The sequence below is a fragment of the Xanthomonas sp. JL1 genome, assembly GCF_038405005.1.
Genome location: NZ_JBBYGR010000079.1, coordinates 14,988 through 31,356 on the forward strand (window position 1 = coordinate 14,988; position 16,369 = coordinate 31,356).

13 protein-coding genes and 3 pseudogenes are annotated in these 16,369 nt (G+C 64.2%); 9 read left to right on the plus strand and 7 right to left on the minus strand.

The features are described 5' to 3' along the window. Positions 1–241 precede the first annotated feature (241 nt). The 7 genes from WJW29_RS17635 to WJW29_RS17665 all read left to right on the plus strand — a co-directional run bounded on the left by WJW29_RS17635 (position 242) and on the right by WJW29_RS17665 (position 6,627). Positions 242–1,228, plus strand: coding sequence for a PhoH family protein (locus tag WJW29_RS17635; protein WP_011259361.1), 987 nt, complete (start codon positions 242–244; stop codon positions 1,226–1,228). A 411-nt stretch (positions 1,229–1,639) separates the two neighbouring features. Next, positions 1,640–2,302 (plus strand): hypothetical protein, encoded by a 663-nt coding sequence (locus WJW29_RS17640; RefSeq protein WP_011259362.1) that lies wholly within the window; start codon positions 1,640–1,642, stop codon positions 2,300–2,302. A gap of 54 nt (positions 2,303–2,356) precedes the next feature. After that, complete coding sequence (gene ybeY / locus WJW29_RS17645) at positions 2,357–2,842, plus strand: rRNA maturation RNase YbeY (protein WP_011259363.1); 486 nt, start codon at positions 2,357–2,359, stop codon at positions 2,840–2,842. Beyond that, positions 2,842–3,360 (plus strand): hypothetical protein, encoded by a 519-nt coding sequence (locus WJW29_RS17650; protein WP_011408769.1) that lies wholly within the window; start codon positions 2,842–2,844, stop codon positions 3,358–3,360. Before ybeY ends, WJW29_RS17650 begins: the two co-directional genes overlap by 1 nt. A 94-nt stretch (positions 3,361–3,454) precedes the next feature. Next, a complete protein-coding gene (locus WJW29_RS17655) occupies positions 3,455–4,333 on the plus strand; it encodes a transporter associated domain-containing protein (protein ID WP_011408770.1) in 879 nt (292 codons plus the stop codon). Beyond that, complete coding sequence (locus tag WJW29_RS17660) at positions 4,330–5,610, plus strand: DUF4105 domain-containing protein (protein WP_011259366.1); 1,281 nt, start codon at positions 4,330–4,332, stop codon at positions 5,608–5,610. The genes WJW29_RS17655 and WJW29_RS17660 overlap by 4 nt, the downstream gene beginning before the upstream one ends. Positions 5,611–5,625: 15 nt before the next feature. Next, on the plus strand, positions 5,626–6,627 hold the full coding sequence (locus tag WJW29_RS17665) for a magnesium and cobalt transport protein CorA (RefSeq protein WP_011259367.1): 1,002 nt from the start codon (positions 5,626–5,628) through the stop codon (positions 6,625–6,627). 151 nt (positions 6,628–6,778) lie between these two features. Here the strand turns inward: WJW29_RS17665 and WJW29_RS17670 are convergent, their stop codons facing one another. Continuing rightward, positions 6,779–8,143: an NAD-dependent succinate-semialdehyde dehydrogenase gene (locus WJW29_RS17670; RefSeq protein WP_011408772.1), complete on the minus strand. Its 1,365-nt coding sequence runs from the start codon at positions 8,141–8,143 to the stop codon at positions 6,779–6,781. Between the two features lie 389 nt (positions 8,144–8,532). Here WJW29_RS17670 and WJW29_RS17675 point away from each other — a divergent pair, with 389 nt between their 5' ends. Beyond that, complete coding sequence (locus tag WJW29_RS17675) at positions 8,533–8,808, plus strand: hypothetical protein (RefSeq protein WP_230455488.1); 276 nt, start codon at positions 8,533–8,535, stop codon at positions 8,806–8,808. A 155-nt stretch (positions 8,809–8,963) separates the two neighbouring features. Here WJW29_RS17675 and WJW29_RS17680 read toward each other — a convergent pair. The 6 genes and pseudogenes from WJW29_RS17680 to WJW29_RS17705 form a co-directional block, all read right to left on the minus strand. Then, positions 8,964–9,813, minus strand: a pseudogene (locus WJW29_RS17680) (ABC transporter permease subunit). Beyond that, positions 9,810–10,232, minus strand: a pseudogene (locus WJW29_RS17685) (ABC transporter permease subunit); the annotation flags it as partial. The pseudogenes WJW29_RS17680 and WJW29_RS17685, both read right to left, overlap by 4 nt. Next, a complete protein-coding gene (potA, locus tag WJW29_RS17690) occupies positions 10,114–11,361 on the minus strand; it encodes a polyamine ABC transporter ATP-binding protein (RefSeq protein WP_075240820.1) in 1,248 nt (415 codons plus the stop codon). The gene potA and the pseudogene WJW29_RS17685, both read right to left, overlap by 119 nt. 145 nt (positions 11,362–11,506) lie before the next feature. Then, positions 11,507–13,000, minus strand: a complete 1,494-nt coding sequence (locus WJW29_RS17695) for an efflux transporter outer membrane subunit (protein WP_011408777.1) — start codon at positions 12,998–13,000, stop codon at positions 11,507–11,509. 4 nt (positions 13,001–13,004) lie between these two features. Next, entirely contained in the window at positions 13,005–14,597 is a 1,593-nt protein-coding gene (locus WJW29_RS17700; RefSeq protein ID WP_011259372.1) for an MDR family MFS transporter, read from the minus strand. After that, positions 14,594–15,796, minus strand: a complete 1,203-nt coding sequence (locus tag WJW29_RS17705) for an HlyD family secretion protein (protein ID WP_011408779.1) — start codon at positions 15,794–15,796, stop codon at positions 14,594–14,596. The genes WJW29_RS17700 and WJW29_RS17705 overlap by 4 nt, the downstream gene beginning before the upstream one ends. A gap of 410 nt (positions 15,797–16,206) precedes the next feature. On the opposite strand from WJW29_RS17705, the pseudogene WJW29_RS17710 reads away from it, so the two are divergent. Continuing rightward, positions 16,207–16,369: pseudogene (locus WJW29_RS17710) on the plus strand (IS701 family transposase); the annotation flags it as partial.

A 16,369-nucleotide genomic window follows, 5' to 3' on the forward strand; every position in this document is an offset into this window, starting at 1 on the left:
GGCACTGGTGATTTTTTCACCACCTCCCCAGCGAACCTTGCGCCAGTAAGCGCGACGAATTTTATCCACAGGTTAGTGAGGCGTGACTCCACAGCGGTTGTGGAAAACCTGCACGCAGCTGCGGACAGCCGCATTGCCGAGGTGCCGCGCCGTTCGGTGTGTTGGTGGGATTACATGCCGCGCGCTACCCTTTCGACCCCGCCCTACCGACGCGCGCCTGCGTGCGCTGTCCGATCCGATCATGAACGCATCAGCACATCGCGACTTCACCCTGGAACCCGAGGACACCGAGCGCCTCGCCAATCTCGCCGGCCCGTTCGATGCGCATCTGCGCCAGATCGAACTCAAGCTTGGCGTCGAAATCGGCAACCGCGGCAATATCTTCCGGGTGACCGGACCGGAGCCGGCCATCGTCGCCACGCAGTCGCTGTTGACCGCGTTGTACGAAGAGGCCGCTGGCACCACCTTCGACGCCCATGCGATCCATCTGCGCCTCAACGATGCCAATCTCGAACACGTGGCCGAGCGCGCCTACCAGGCCCAGGATGTCGCCATCAAGGTCAAACGTGGGACCGTGCGTGGGCGTGGCGCCAACCAGGCCAAATACCTGCATGCGATCGTCACGCACGACATCAATTTCGGCATCGGCCCGGCAGGTACCGGCAAGACCTTCCTGGCCGTGGCGTGTGCGGTAGAAGCGCTCAACGAATCGCGTGTGCAGCGCCTGATCCTGGTGCGCCCGGCAGTGGAAGCCGGCGAGAAGCTGGGCTTTTTGCCAGGCGATCTCAGCCAGAAGGTCGACCCGTACCTGCGTCCGCTCTACGACGCGCTATACGAAATGCTGGGCGTGGAAAAAGTGGTCAAGCTGCTGGAGCGCAACGTCATCGAGATCGCGCCGCTGGCGTACATGCGCGGCCGCACGCTCAACGATGCGTACGTGATCCTGGATGAGGCGCAGAACACCACCATCGAGCAGATGAAGATGTTCCTGACCCGTCTGGGCTTCGGCTCCACGGCGGTGGTGACGGGCGACCTCACCCAGATCGATCTGCCCAAACATGTCAAATCCGGCCTGCGCGATGCGATCGAAGTGCTGCGCGATGTGGAAGGCGCCAGCTTCACGTTCTTCGAAGCGCGCGACGTGGTACGCCATCCGTTGGTGCAACGCATCGTCACTGCTTACGAGAAGCGCGATCTGGCCGAAAAGCCTGCCGCACCTGCGGCATGAAGCAGGCTGGCGGGAGGTGACCGCGGATGCCCTGCTCGGCACGACTCGGTGCAACGCGGGGCAAGCCGGAAAACCGCCAAGTAGCGCGGTCGTCGCACAGCACCTTGCGCCGGTCGGTCTGCAGCGGCACTGAGCCAGACACGCGAACCCGCCGCGTCACGGCGATACACTTGCGGCATCGTTCTGCACAGGAGGTGCACATGGTCGGTTGTCGCGTGGTGTTCTTCGCCTACACGCTGGGTGTGGCCCCAGTTGCGTTATCGGCCACGCCGGATGACCCCCCGGCATCCTCGCGCGCTTACATCGAGACCGGTTACCTGGCTGCACCGAGGAACGTTGGTCCGTTTACGCTCGCCCGCAGCTCCTACAACCCGGCAGCCAAGGTCTCGGTGGGCTGGATTCCATTACGCGATGACGGAGCATCCGAAATTGAATATCGATGTGTTCGTTTATCCAGCCGGGCAACGCGCGCAAGCCGAGGCTATCGAACACGGCATGAGCGCCTTTCGCAAGGACCTCGCCGCGGCGCGCACACAAGGCACCTGTTCGCGGCTGGACGAGCTGGACCAGAGCAGGTTCGTGTTGACCAGCGACGATGCCCCGAAAAACATCCCGGCCAATACGGTGGATGCCAAGGTGATCGCGGCCATCGCGGACGCCGAACCCTTCGTTGGGGAAACGTTGCAGCTCAGCGTGGACCTGGCGTCGTCCGGCATGCCGCGACTGTCCAACGGCTACCTGGTCTACACGCAGCTGCACTACATCAAGGTGCGGGTATCGGCAGCGCAGCAAGCAATCGCGCAGACCAGGTTCGACGCACTGGCCGACCAGGCTGCGCGCGCGCTCGTACCGGCCATCCAAGTCAGCAATGTTGGCGGGTGCGCGGACCTGAGCGTCCACCTCGATGCCAAGGCCACGCCCGATCAAGGCGCCGTTGAGATGGCGCGCCAAATCAAGACTCATCTTGGCTTCAATTGCCACGGCTCGACCAGGCAGGCCGGCATCGAAGAGCTGGTCAAGACAGCCGAGGTAATCGAAATCGCCTACGATCCCAGCGAGTGGAAGTCGCAGTGAGGCAACACACGCGCGATACTGTGGCTCCTGTCTGAGCTCAATGCTGGTATCGCCATGACCAAAGGTCCGATCCGCCTCGACGTCGCCGTCAGTTATGCGTTGCCACGCGCAGGCCTGCCATCGGCGGTGAGTTTTCGCAAGTGGGTGGCTGCCGCGTTGAAGGGACGCATTCGCGAGGCCGATCTGGCGGTGCGCTTGGTCGACGAGAAGGAAGGTTGTTCGCTCAATCATCATTATCGCGGCAAGGATTACGCCACCAACGTGCTGAGCTTTCCCGCAGAGCTGCCGGAAGGTCTGCCCAAGGGCATCAAGATGCCGCTGCTGGGCGATCTGGTGATCTGCGCACCGGTGGTGGCGCGCGAGGCCGCCGAGCAAGGCAAATCGCTGGCCGCGCATTATGCGCATCTCACCGTACACGGCACCTTGCACCTGCTCGGCTGGGATCACGACGACGACAAGGAGGCCGATGCGATGGAGCAACTCGAACGCGAGATTCTGGCCGACCTCGGCATCGACGACCCGTACGCGGGAGAACAGTGATGCGTCGCTGCGTTGCCGCTGCCCTGCTATTGCTGAGCGCCCACGGCGCCTGGGCGCAGACCGCGCCGGTGCGCCCGGACCTTGCCGCCTTGATCGAATGCCGCCAGCGCATCGGCGACTTCAGCGCGCTGGCGCCGGTGCTGGCCGATCCGCTCAAGGCGGTCGCGCTGGGCTGGACGCCACTGGATCAATCCAATCTGTTCATGACCGAGTACATGCTCAACACGCCGATCAGCGTGTTCGGCCACAGCACCACTCACATCGCGTTTTCCGGCGCCAGCGTCATGGCGATCCTGGACATGCCCGACCCACGCCCGCTCGCCAAGCAATTGGAACTGGAACTGGGCGTGGATAACGCCGAGAAGGTGATGTACGGGCGCGAGCTGGTCAGCGAAGACACCACCAACCCCAAGACCGGCGAGCCGATGATCGAATCGATCGTACTGAGCGTGACCAACGTCAAATCGCATCCCGGCAAGACCGTGGTTGGCTGCGGCTACAGCCTGGATCTGCCTTGAGCAGACCAGGTAACAGCGCATCCACAGCGCCGTGCCGGCTTCCTGCTAGACTGATGGCTAACGCCTGGTTTGCCGGGTGCCCTTCCCCGTCACGATGTCCGAAGACGACAGTAGCCAATCCCTAGAAGCACCGGAAAAACGCCGTAGCTGGCTCGAGCGCCTCAGCGCTGCCTTCTCTGGCGAACCCCATACCCGCGACGAACTTGTCGCCTTGCTGCGGACCGCCGAACAGGACGGGCTCATCGCCGCAGACACCTTGCGCATGATGGAAGGCGCGATTTCCGTGTCCGAGCTCACCGTGGGCGATGTGATGATCTCGCGCTCGCAGATGGTCTCGCTGCCAGTGGAAGCGCGTTTCATCGACCTGATGAAGCAGGTGGTCGAATCCGGCCATTCGCGCTTTCCGGTGCACGGCGAGAACAAGGACGAAGTGCTCGGCATCTTGCTGGCCAAGGACTTGCTGCGCGGCGTCGTTGCCGATAACGGACCTGGCAACGTGCGCGAATTGCTGCGCCCGGCGGTGCTGATCCCAGAGTCCAAGAAGCTCAATGTCCTGCTCAAGGAATTCCGCCTGTCGCGCAACCACATGGCGATCGTGGTGGACGAGTACGGCGGTGTTGCCGGGCTGGTCACCATCGAGGACGTGCTGGAACAGATCGTCGGCGAGATCGACGACGAGCACGACGATGCCGAGGACGAGAATTCGCTCATTGCGATCCAGGCCGACGGACGCTATGTGGTCGATGCGTTAACGCCGATCGAAGACTTCAACGAACGCTTCGGCGCCGAGTTCCCCGACGACGAGTACGACACTGTCGGCGGGCTGGTCACCGATGCGATCGGGCACCTGCCCGAAACCGGCGAAGAGCTGACGCTCGGGCGGTTTGCGTTCCGCGTGGCCAAGGCCGATGCGCGGCGCGTGCATGCCTTCCACGTCACCATTCTGCCGCCCGACCCGCAGGACGACGCTTGAACCTGTCGCATGGCATGACCGCTGCAGCGCAGGTGAGCTGCAGCGCCCGGCGTCGGGCTGCATGCTGGCTGTTCGCATTGCTGGCACTGTTGGTGACGCCGGCCACCGTCGCGCAAGTCGCGCACGCGCCCGCCCCGGAAGCCGCCACTGCGTCCCGGCCGGCACCGCGGGTCGGCGTGTTGACCATGCAGCCGGGCGAAGTGTTTTTCGAACGCTTCGGTCACGATGCCATCGTGGTGGTCGACCCGCGTACGCAACAGGCCACCTCGTACAACTTCGGCTTCTTCGACCCGAGCGAGGCGGATTTCATGCCGCGTTTTGCGCGTGGCGAAATGATGTACTACCTGGTCGCGCTACCGCTGGAAGAAGACCTGTCGCAGTATCGCGATGCCGGCCGCGGTGTCAGCATCCAGTGGCTGGATCTGCCGCCAGATCAGGCGCGTGCGCTGGCCGACGGTCTGGCAGTGCGTAGCCAACCGGAAAACGCGCGCTACCACTACGATTACTTCATGACCAACTGCGCCACCATGGTCCGCGACACGCTGGACCGTGCGATGGGCGGCACGCTCAAATCGCAACTGGCCGGCCGTTCGCGTGGCAACACCTTCCGCAGCGAAGCGATTCGCCTGGCCTCCCCGGCCCCATGGATGTGGCTGGGCTTCGACCTGGGCCTGGGGCCGTACGCAGACCGCCCGTTGTCGCGCTGGGAAGAAGCCTTCATCCCGATGCGGCTGGCTGACAACCTGACCCAGGTGCACAACAGCACCGGTCGCCCGTTGGTGCAATCCACGCAGGTATTGCTGCCGCATCGCATCGCACCGGAGCCCGCCGAACAACAGCGACACTGGTGGCCGTGGCTGTTGACCGGGCTCATCGTGGCCGCAGGCGTGCTGGCCTTGGGCCGCAGGCAGCGCCTGCTGGCCGGACTGGCGCTGCCGTTCTGGCTCTTTTGCGCCATCGGCGGTGGTGTGCTGGTGTATCTGTGGGGATTCACTGCGCATCAATCGGCATGGGCCAACCGCAATCTGCTGCTGGTCAATCCACTGTGTGTCTTGCTGTGGTGCGGTGGCATCCGGTTGCAGTTGGGCCATCGGCCGGGCCGCTGGTTCAACGTGCTGTCCTGGGTTGTCGCTGCGTGTGCGCTGGCGGCACTGTTGATTCACTGGCTGTCGTTCCAGGCGCAGGACAACCTGCAATGGATCATGCTGCTGTTGCCGATCCACACCGCGCTCGCCCTTGCCCTGCTGGCGCGTGACCTGCCCGTCCGCATACGCTGACCGAAGGATGCGCACATGAACAATCACGGCCATCACCCCGATAATCCGTCCTGCGTCATCACCTGCGCCTACTACGACGGCGACGGCAAGCGCCACGACATCAGCCTGGAACAGATCAGCGATGTGCTGCAGCGTCCCGATGGCTTCGTCTGGGTGGGCCTGTACGAACCGCAGGAATCGGTGCTGCACAAGTTGCAGGACGAATTCGGCCTTCACGATCTGGCGATCGAAGACGCACTCAAGGCGCATCAGCGACCGAAGGCCGAGAGTTACGGCAATTCCTTGTTCGTGGTGGTCAATACCGCGCAGCTGGTCAACGAGCGCATCCGCTATGGCGAGACGCACGCATTCCTGGGTAAACGCTTCCTGCTGACCGTGCGCCACGGCGCATCGTTGTCGTACGCACCGGTGCGTCATCGCGTCGAACGCGAACCGGCAATGCTGCACATGGGTGCGTCGTTCTGCCTGTACGGCGTGCTCGATTTCGTGGTCGACAATTACCTGCCGATCATGAACGAGTTCCGCGACACGCTGGAACGCCTGGAAAAAGACATCTTCGCCGATGACTACAAGCGCGAAACGGTGGTGCGCCTGTATGAGCTCAAGCGCGAACTCAACAAGATGCGCCTGGTGGTTGCACCGCTGCAGGACGTGCTCTCGCACCTCAAGCGCAACCCCGGCTCACTGATCCACAAAGAAGTGGGCATCTACCTGCGCGACGTGCTCGATCACGCCGTTCGCACCAGCGATGCCATCGACACCTTGCGCGAAATGCTGGGCACCGCACTGAGCGTCAACCTGTCGATGGTCACGCTCGCCCAGGGTGAGACCGTCAAACGCCTGGGCGCCTGGGCCGCCCTGCTGGCCGCCCCGACCCTGATCACCAGCTGGTACGGCATGAATTTCACCCATATGCCAGAGCTCGACGCCCGCTACGCCTACCCACTGCTGGTCGCCGGTATCGTCGGCTCCTGCCTGGTGTTGTATCGCCTGTTCAAGCGCGCTCGGTGGCTTTAGGGCCACGTTGCGGCCCGGAATTCGGGATTGGGCATTCGGGATTGGTTTGAGCAGTTGGCTGGTTGTTGATTGTCAACCTGGCCCAGGATGCCCGTAAGTCGCGATCGTCTGCTCTTACCAATCCCCACTCCCGAATCTCAACTCCCGGCCGTCACGCCACATAAATCGTCTTGATGTTCATGAATTCGTGGATGCCGTGATCGGCCAGCTCGCGGCCGAAGCCGGAACGCTTGATGCCGCCGAAGGGCAAGCGCACATCGCTCTTGACCACTGAATTGACGAATGCCGCCCCGCACTGCAACTGCTGCGCCACGCGCTCGCCGCGTTTGGCATCTGCCGTCCACACGCTGCCGCCCAGGCCGAAGGTGGTGTCGTTGGCCACGCGCACCGCTTCTGCTTCATCAGCAACCCGAATGATCGAGGCGACCGGGCCGAAGAACTCTTCGTCGTATGCCGGCATGCCAGGTGCGACATTGTCGAGGATCGTCGCCGGATAACCGGCATGCGAGCCGGCGACCGGTTCGCCGCCCAGCAAGACCTTGGCACCCTTCGCCACGCTGGCCTGCACCTGCTTGTGCAGTTCGTCGCGCAGGTCGGCACGCGCCATCGGCGCCAGTGTGGTGCTCTCTTGCTGCGGGTCGCCGACGACGCGCTTGGCTGCCGCGGCGACGAAGCGTTCGATGAACTGGTCGGCAATCGCATCCACCACGATGAAACGCTTGGCGGCGATGCAGGTCTGCCCGCTGTTGTCGAAGCGCGACTGCACGGCCGATTGCACGGTGTGCTCCAGATCGGCGTCTTCCAGCACCACGAAGGCATCGCTGCCGCCGAGTTCCATCACGCACTTCTTCAGCTGGTCGCCCGCGTTTGCGGCCAGCGAGCGGCCGGCGCGTTCGCTGCCGGTCAACGTCACCGCGGCGATACGGTCGTCGCGCACGACATCGGCGGCCTGGTCGTTATCGATATGCAGCACATCGAACACGCCTGGCGGAATCCCGGCGGCGTCCAGTACCTCCTTCATGACATCGGCGCAGCGCGGCACATTGCTGGCGTGCTTGAGCAACGACACATTGCCGGCCATCAGGCTGGGGGCCAGAAAGCGGAAGGCTTGCCACAACGGAAAATTCCACGGCATCACCGCGAAGACGCAGCCCAACGGTTCGTAGCGCACGTAGCTGGATTGCGCTTCGGTAGGAATGTCGCGCGGCGCCAGATACGCGGCGGCGTGTTCGGCGTAATACGCGCAGGCCTGTGCGCACTTGTCGACCTCGGCCAGCGCCTCGCGGCGCAGCTTGCCCATCTCGGCGGTCATGATGCGCTGCAGGTCGTCGCGTCGCTTGGTCAGCTCTTCGCCGACGCGGCGCAGCAACGCGCCACGCTCGCCCAGCGGCAACGCGGCCCAGGCCGGAAATGCCTTGGCGGATGCGGCCAGACGCGCTTCGATGGCGGCGGCATCCATGGTCTGCTGAGTGTGCTCGACCTGGCCACTAGTCGGGTTGACGGTGTCGTAGGACATGGCGTTCTCCAATAGCAGGACGGCCATGCTAGTCACCGGAAAGTTGTAGCCGCGTCACAACCCCCTGAAATCGCTGCAACGCTGTGTTTGCTGGCGGCGCGACGCAACGACGCATCTCTGCCGTACAACGCGACATCGCATGGCATCGCAAATGCCGCCTGCAGAACAACGTAATGGAACCAGGACTGCCCCGCCAACCGCACAAAGTGCTATGGCATCGCGTGATTGGCGCACATTCATGGAGGATGACCACAATGCACCGGAATCTCAGTGTTCTGGTTGTACCTCGCACCAGCGCGTGCCTACCTGGATGCGCCTTCGTCCAGGACCTGCTGCGTGGCCCGCGGCCCGGTCCGGCCGGGTTTGTCACCGTGCACTGCACCAGCCTGATGCCCGATCCCACGCAACCCTGCGAGGAAGACGCACGGCGCGCTTGCGCAGACACCGCGATCCGCCAACTCATCACCGTGCGTTCGTCGCCGAACACGGTCACGATCTTTCCAGACAAGCGCAAGTCCAAGGATGGCGACAAGGACAACGGCAGAAACCGCGCCGACGAACAACCCAGCGTCGAGCAACACGGCTACAACATCAGTGCCGAATATCAGTGCTACCTCACCAAGCCGCAGCCCTGGAACAGCGGTTACACGCCACCAACCAGGTAAGCGCCGCTGATTGAACGGTTGCACGCGTGGGCCGGCAGGTGCGGTAAGCGTTCTGACGCGACCTGCCGCCTTGGCCCACGTCGGTCGCTCAGGCGCTGCGTCTTTCTGGCCGCCGATTGGTCGGGTGCATTGGCCACGTCAACGCGGGCGTGCGCTCAGGCAATCGCTTGTTGCGCCAGTTGCGCATCGCGCAGGCGACGTTTTTTGCTGCGCGCCAGCAACCACCAGCCGATCACCGCAGCCACCGACACCGCCAGCACCATCACCGTGGCCAGGGCGTTGATCTTCGGGCTGATGCCCAGGCGCACCGACGAGAACACCTTGATCGGCAAGGTGGTGGAACTGGGCCCGGCCAGGAAACTGGCGATCACCACATCGTCCAGCGACAACGTAAAGGCCAGCAGCCAGCCCGATGCCAGGGCCGGCGCGATGATCGGCAAGGTGATCAGAAAAAATACCTTCAACGGTGTGGCACCGAGATCCATCGCGGCTTCTTCCAGCGAGCGGTCCAGCTCCTGCAGCCGCGAAGAGATCACCACGGTCACAAACAATACGGTGAAGGTGACATGCGCCATCCAGATCGCCACCGCGCCGCGCGGCGCGGTGCCGAGCACGCCGCCCATGGACACCAGCAACAGCAGGATCGACAAACCGATGATGACTTCGGGCATCACCAGCGGCGCGGTGATCAGTGCGCCGAACAGGGTCTTGCCGGGGAAACGCCGCATGCGCACCATTGCCATGGCGGCCATCGTGCCCAGCACCGTCGATGCGCAGGCCGTCCAGAACGCCACCTTCAGGCTGACCCAGGCTGCGTCGAGCAATTGCCGGTCGTGCAGCAATTGGCCGTACCACTTGGTCGAGAATCCGCCCCATACCGTCGCCAGACGCGAGGCGTTGAACGAATACACCATCAACAGCAGGGATCGGCAGATACAGGAACCCGAAACCCAGCACGAGCACACTGGCGCCGAGCAGGCGCCCACCGCGCGAGGCGCGCATCATGTCAGCCGCCCTTCCAGCTCACGCTGCTGGTAGCGGTGGAAGATCAGGATCGGCAACAACAGCAGCAGCAACATCACCGTGGCCACGGCCACGGCCGCTGCCGCCGGCCAGTCGCGGTTGTTGAAAAACTCGCCCCACAGCACGCGGCCGATCATCAAGGTGTTCGGCCCGCCCAGCATTTCCGGGATGACGAATTCGCCCACCGCCGGAATCATCACCAGCATGCAGCCGGCCACGATGCCGTTGCGCGACAGCGGCAAGGTGATGCGCACGAACGCCTGCCACGGCCGCGCACCCAGGTCATAGGCGGCTTCGAGCAGACGGTTGTCGTGCTTGACCAGGTTGGCGTACAGCGGCAACACCATGAACGGCAAATAGCAGTACACGATGCCGATGTAGGCGGCGATTGGCGTGTATAACGGTGAGCACTACGCCGTCGTCTTCGCCCCAGCCCACCCACACGGTGTCGCCCCAGGTCAGCGCTTCGCTGGCCCAGCGCTGGCGATTGGCGAAGTTGGCCATCAGCTTGATCCCGCTGGGCAGGCGCACGTGATACACCGAATGGCTGCCGAAATAGGCGATGTCCTCGATCACGCCCTGCGCCTTGTTGCACGCCTGCGTCGGCTCGTCCTTGCCGATGGCGAGCTTTTCCGGGCGCAGCGCGAACGCCACCGCCTGCCCTTCGAAGCCGGTGATGCCGTGACCGATGCGGATGCAGGCATCGAACGCAGAGGTCTTCAAGCCGACGTAATCGGGCGCGTCGTCGGCGATGACCGCATCGATCAGATTGACCGAGCCGATGAACTCGGCCGCAAAGCGATTCGCTGGCTGCTCGTAGATTTCGTCGGGCGTGCCGACTTGTTGAATCCAGCCCTGGTCCATCAGCGCGATGCGGGTGGCCATCGTCATGGCCTCTTCCTGATCGTGGGTCAGCATGACGCAGGTGACGCCGGAGGTTTCGATGATGTTGACCAGCTCCAGCTGCATCTGCGAGCGCAGCTTCTTGTCCAGCGCGCCCATCGGTTCGTCCAGCAACAACAGCTTGGGCCGCTTGGCCAGCGAGCGCGCCAGGGCCACGCGTTGCTGCTGCCCGCCGGAGAGCAGATGCGGCTTGCGCTTGGCCAGCGCGCCAAGCTGCACCAGCTCGAGCATCTCGCCGACACGGGCGGCGATCGCAGCCTTGGACAAGCCTTCCTGTTTCAGGCCGAAGGCGATGTTCTGCTCCACGCTCATATGCGGAAACAGCGCATACGACTGGAACATCATATTGATCGGGCGTTCGTACGGCGGCAGCGCATCGATGGGCTGACCGTCCAGAACGATGCGCCCACTGCTTGGCCGGTCGAACCCCGCAAGACAACGCAGCAGCGTGGATTTGCCACTGCCCGAGCCTCCCAGCAACGCGAACATTTCGCCCTTGCGGATCTGCAGGCTGACAGCGTCCACGGCAACGAATCCATCGAACTCCTTGCGGACCTCGCTAATGCTGAGATAACCGCTGTCGTAAGGGGCAACATGCGGCTGCGGCGTGGTCTCGGTGGATGCCATCGAACTCCTCACTCCTCCCAATGCAGACCAGCACAACAGCGACCGACGACCATCATGGCAAAACCCGAGCGCGGCGGCGCGCTTGAACCCGTCGTGCCCGAGCCACGCTCGCCCGGCAGTCGCGCAGTCGCTTTGCCAGCGGCGCTCAGCGTGCCTCCTGCGCCTGCTCGCTCCAGCCCAGCCCCAGACTCTTCTGCAGGGCCACGTAATTCACCAGCAACTGCACCTGGGCCTGCGCGGCAGCGTCCTGCGCCGACAACTGCTGGCGTTGCACATCCAGCAGATCGATGGACGAGGTGGCACCGGCATCGCGCCGTTGCTGCATCAGCCCGGCCGAACGCGTGGCCGAGGCTTCGGCCTGGCGTGCGACCACCAGTTGCTTGCGTGCCGAACCGAAGCGCGCCAACGCCGAATTGGCATCCTGCAAGGCAGCCAGCACGGTCCCTTCGTACGCTGCCGTACGACCGGCATTGCTGGCGCGCGCCTGCTCCACCTGCGCGCGGGTCTTGCCGAAATCGAAGATCGACCAGCGCAGCATCGGCACCGCAAACCTGGCCAGCGCATCGGAATTGAAATCGCTCGGCGAGCCGGCGACCCAACTCAACCCGCCCAGCAGACTCACCTGCGGGAAATAGCCGTTCAAGGCCTCGCCGATCTGCGCACTGGACGCGGCCAGCTCACGCTCGGCCTTGCGCACGTCCGGGCGCCGGCGGATCAACGCGCCGGCATCGTCCACGCGCACCTGGGTGGGCAACATCGGCAGCGGCTGCGGCGCGCTCAGCAGGGAATCCAGCGCGCCGGGCGCGCGCCCGACCATCAGCGCCAGCTGGTCCTGCGCTTCTTGCGATTGCATTTCCAGCGGCAGGCGCTGCGCTTGCTGCTGCTGCACCTGGGTGGCGATCTGCTCGACCTGCAGATCCGACGCGGCGCCCTGCCCACGACGTTGCTGCACCAACTGCAACGTCTGGCGGATCTTGTCCAGGTTGGCATCGGCGATGGCCAGGCGCGCCTGCAAGCCGCGGTAGTTGAGATAGACCTGCCCGACTTCGGCGGCCAGCTGCACTTGCGCATCGGCCAGCTCGGCCTCGGAGGCCTGCGCCTGTGCCAGCGCACCTTCGGCGGCGCGGCGGCGGCGGCCGAAGACATCCAGCTCCCAGCTCGCATCGAAACCGGCGCTGTAGATCTGGGTCTTTTCAAGATCCAGCGCCTGGTTGCCGGCAGCCGGCGGCTGACCGGGTTGGCCTTGCTGCTGCAGCCCACCCAGCGTGTCGACGATGGTGTGCGGCGGCTCGGCGTAGGCATACAGCGCGCTGGCATTGAGCGTGGGCAAGCGCTCGGCGCGGCGTCGCTGTGCCAGCGCGCGGTTGGCGCGTAACCGCGCCTGCGCGGCGCGCAGGTTGGGGCTGTCGGCCAATGCCTGGGTGACCAGCTGGGTGAGGGTCGGGTCCTGCAGTTCTTCCCACCAGTGGTTCAACGGTGCAGCTGCCACGACGTCTGCACCACTGGCGCGATGCAGGGCCGGCGCCTGCATCGCCGCATCGGCCACGGCTGGCGGCTTGGTGTAGTTGGGGCCGAGCATGCAGCCACCAAGCATCAGCGTGCTCAACGCCACAGCCAGTGGCATGCGGATCAGGCGCATGGAATCAGTGCATTGCAAGGTGCGCCCCCTTGGGTAACGGCTTGAGCAAAAAGGCCAGCGGAATCGTGCAGACCACGATCACGCCGAAGATCCAGAACAGATCGCTATAGGTCATCACCAGGGCCTGCTGTTTCACCAGCCGGGCCAGCTGCGCGACCGAGCGAATGGCGGCCTCGCCGCCGGCGCTGGCGCTGGCGTGCATCTGTGCAGTGATCCCAGCCAGAAAATCCTGCGCACGCGACGAATTGGCGGTCACGGCGCTGCCGATGGTTTCGATGTGGAACGTCATGCGGCGCTCCTGAAAGGTGGAGATCAGCGCCAGACCGACCGAGCCTCCCAGGTTGCGGCCAGCGTTGAACAAGCCGGAGGCGTCGCCCGCCAGTTCCGGCGGCACCGACGAAATCGCTGCCTGATTGAGCGACATCATTGCCAGCGCCAGGCCACAGCCCTGCAGCAACTGCCCGGCGACAAAATGCGTGCCCACGGTGTCCGCGGTCAGCGTCAGATTGACGAAACAGGCAGCGGCAAAACAGATCAACCCGGCAATCACCAAGATGCGCACGTCCACCATTTCCAGCAGCTTGGGCATCATCGGCATCAGCAGCACGGTCGGCAGCCCGGACAGCAGCAGCACATACCCGGCCTGCTCGGTGTTGTAGCCCGAGATCACCGCCAGGAACTGCGGAATCATGTACATGACGCCGAACAGGATCATGCCCACCGCCATCACCATGATGAAGACCGCGCCGAAGCTGCGCTGCACCAGCGGCGACAGACGGATCACCGGAGGCCGGCGCCGGAACTGGCTGATCACCAAGGCGATGAATCCGCTCAACGCAATCAGGCTCAGCGTATTGATCTCGCTGGATTCGAACCAACGCTCGCGCTGGCCTTCTTCCAGCACCACGGTCAACCCGCCCAAACCGGCGGTCAGCCCGTAGATGCCCAGCCAATCAGCATTGAGCAGTCCGGCCCAGTCGCCTTTTTCATGCTTGAGGCCAAGCAGCAGCAGCGCGACCAAGCCAACGCAGATCGGCACGTTGATGAAAAACGCGTAGTGCCAGCTGACGTTTTCGGTGAGCCAGCCGCCGAGCAGCGGGCCGATCACCGGGCCCATGATCACGGTCATGCCGAACAGGGCGGTGCCCAAGGTCTGCTCGCTCGGCGGTAGCCGCGTGGCGACGATGGTCAGCGCGGTCGGAATCAAGGCGCCGCCAGCCAGCCCCTGCCCCACGCGGCCGATGATCATCATCGAAAGCGACGTCGACAGCCCGCACACCACCGAGAACGCAGTGAACATCACCGCACAGATCAGCAGGAAGTTACGCAGGCCCAGCGTGCGCGCGAACCAACCGGTCAGCGGAATCATGATGATCTCGGCCACCAGATAGGCGGTGGAGATCCAGGTGCCTTCGGTGCCGCTGGCACCGACTTCGCCCTGGATGGTGGGCAATGCCGCATTGACGATGGAAATATCCAGCGTCGCCATGAACGAGCCGATGGTGCCGGCCAGCACCGCCAACCAGGCGCCCAGCTCGGCCTTCTCGCGCTGGGCGCTACCGCCGGCACGCGGGCCGGTGGCGGCCGCTGCGCTCATCGCGCGCGCTCCTGCTCCTGCACGCGGTCGGATTCTTCTTCGGCGCGCTGCTTGGCGTCCTTGGCCGAGCGCGTGTCGACGGTGACTTCCACCGACATGCCCGGAACCAACACCTTGCGCGCCTCGTCACCCGCCAACACGCGGATGCGCACCGGCACGCGCTGCACCACCTTGGTGAAGTTGCCGGTGGCGTTTTCCGGCGGCAGCAAGGCGAACTGCGAGCCGGTGCCCGGCGACAGGCTCTCGACCTTGCCGTGCAGTTTTACGCCGGACAACGCATCGACCTCGATCTCGGCCGGCTGGCCGGGACGCATCAGGCCGACCTGGGTTTCCTTGAAATTGGCGACAAGATACAGCGATTGCTGCGGCACGATGGTCATGGTGCGGGTGCCGGCGCCGAGGAACTGACCCACCTGCACGGTCTTGTCGCCGACACGGCCGTGGATGCGGCTGGTCAGGCGGGTGTCTTCCACCGCCACGCGCGCTTGATCGGCATCGGCGGTGGCCTGCTTCACGCCGGCCTGTGCCTGTTCCAGTTGCGCGCGGCTGGCCTGGATCTGGCTTTCGCCGGCCTTGGCCTGCGCCTGCGCGGCGTCGTACTGAGCGCGTGCGCGGGCCAGATCATGTTGCAGGCTTTCCTGATGCTCGTGGGTGTCGGCGCCTGAGGCGGCCAATGGCGCGAAGCGCTTCACCTCGGCCTGGGCGAACCTGAGGGTGGCAGTCGCGGCAGTGACCTGGGTGCGTGCCTGCAACAACGCCGACTCCTGCGCGGAGACATTGGCGGTGGCAGCGACGATATCGGCCTGGCGTGCGGCGATGGCGGCTTCGGCCTGCTGCAGGGTGGCCTGGTAGGTGCGGTCGTCGATCTGCAGCAGCGGCTGGCCGGCCTCCACGATCTGGTTGTCGCTCACCAGCACCTTGGTCACGTAACCGCTGACGCGCGGCGCCACTGCCACCGAATCGGCCTGCAGATAGGCGTTATTGGTGTCTTGCATGTAGCGGCCCTTGATCAGGTAACAGGCCAGCCACACCACCAGCAAGATCAGCACCAGTACCCCGACCAGGATCAGCGTCCACTTCACCTTGGGGTTCTTCAACGGCGAGGGCTTGGGCGACTCCTGCTCGTCGCGCGCGCCGGCGCCCTGCGCATCCGTGGCCGAACACTGGCCGTCATTGGACTGATGATCGTGATTGCTCAAAGGATGCGTCCTGTGTGAGGGGCGAGGCATGCCCTGCATCCGTCAGATCAGCGGCTTCAGCGAGGGTGGCGCAACCATACAATATTTGTACCACTCAGTACAGGTTACATGACGCGCCGATCGGGTGGCATCTGGACCGATGGTCACCCGATGAAAACGGCCGTCGCTATGCGCCCCACGGCACCATCTGCCTGCTCTGTTAGAGAGTGCGCCGGACGAGCGCCTCGCCACGCAGCGCAGCCAGGCGCTCTATCTCGCACGGCAGCTCAACGACCGGTCTTGGTATCGGTCCACAGCCGCGTGTACAGCCGGTCCACTTCGGGCGAATTGATCGCGTAAGTAGTCGCCCCTGAAAAACCCCCAGACCGCATCCATTGCAAGGCCTCACCTGCGGTTTTGGCGTGCTGGAACTGCCAGTTTTCGTTACTCTACCCACTTCCACTGTGTTACAAATAATCGTACCTTTGTGCCACTATTGGAAGACCTTCAGGCCGCGCGGGAGAGCTGTGTTGAATAGGACACTGGAAGTGCGTTTTGAACAGTACGGGGAAGTAGTTGCTGCCGCCCTGTCCC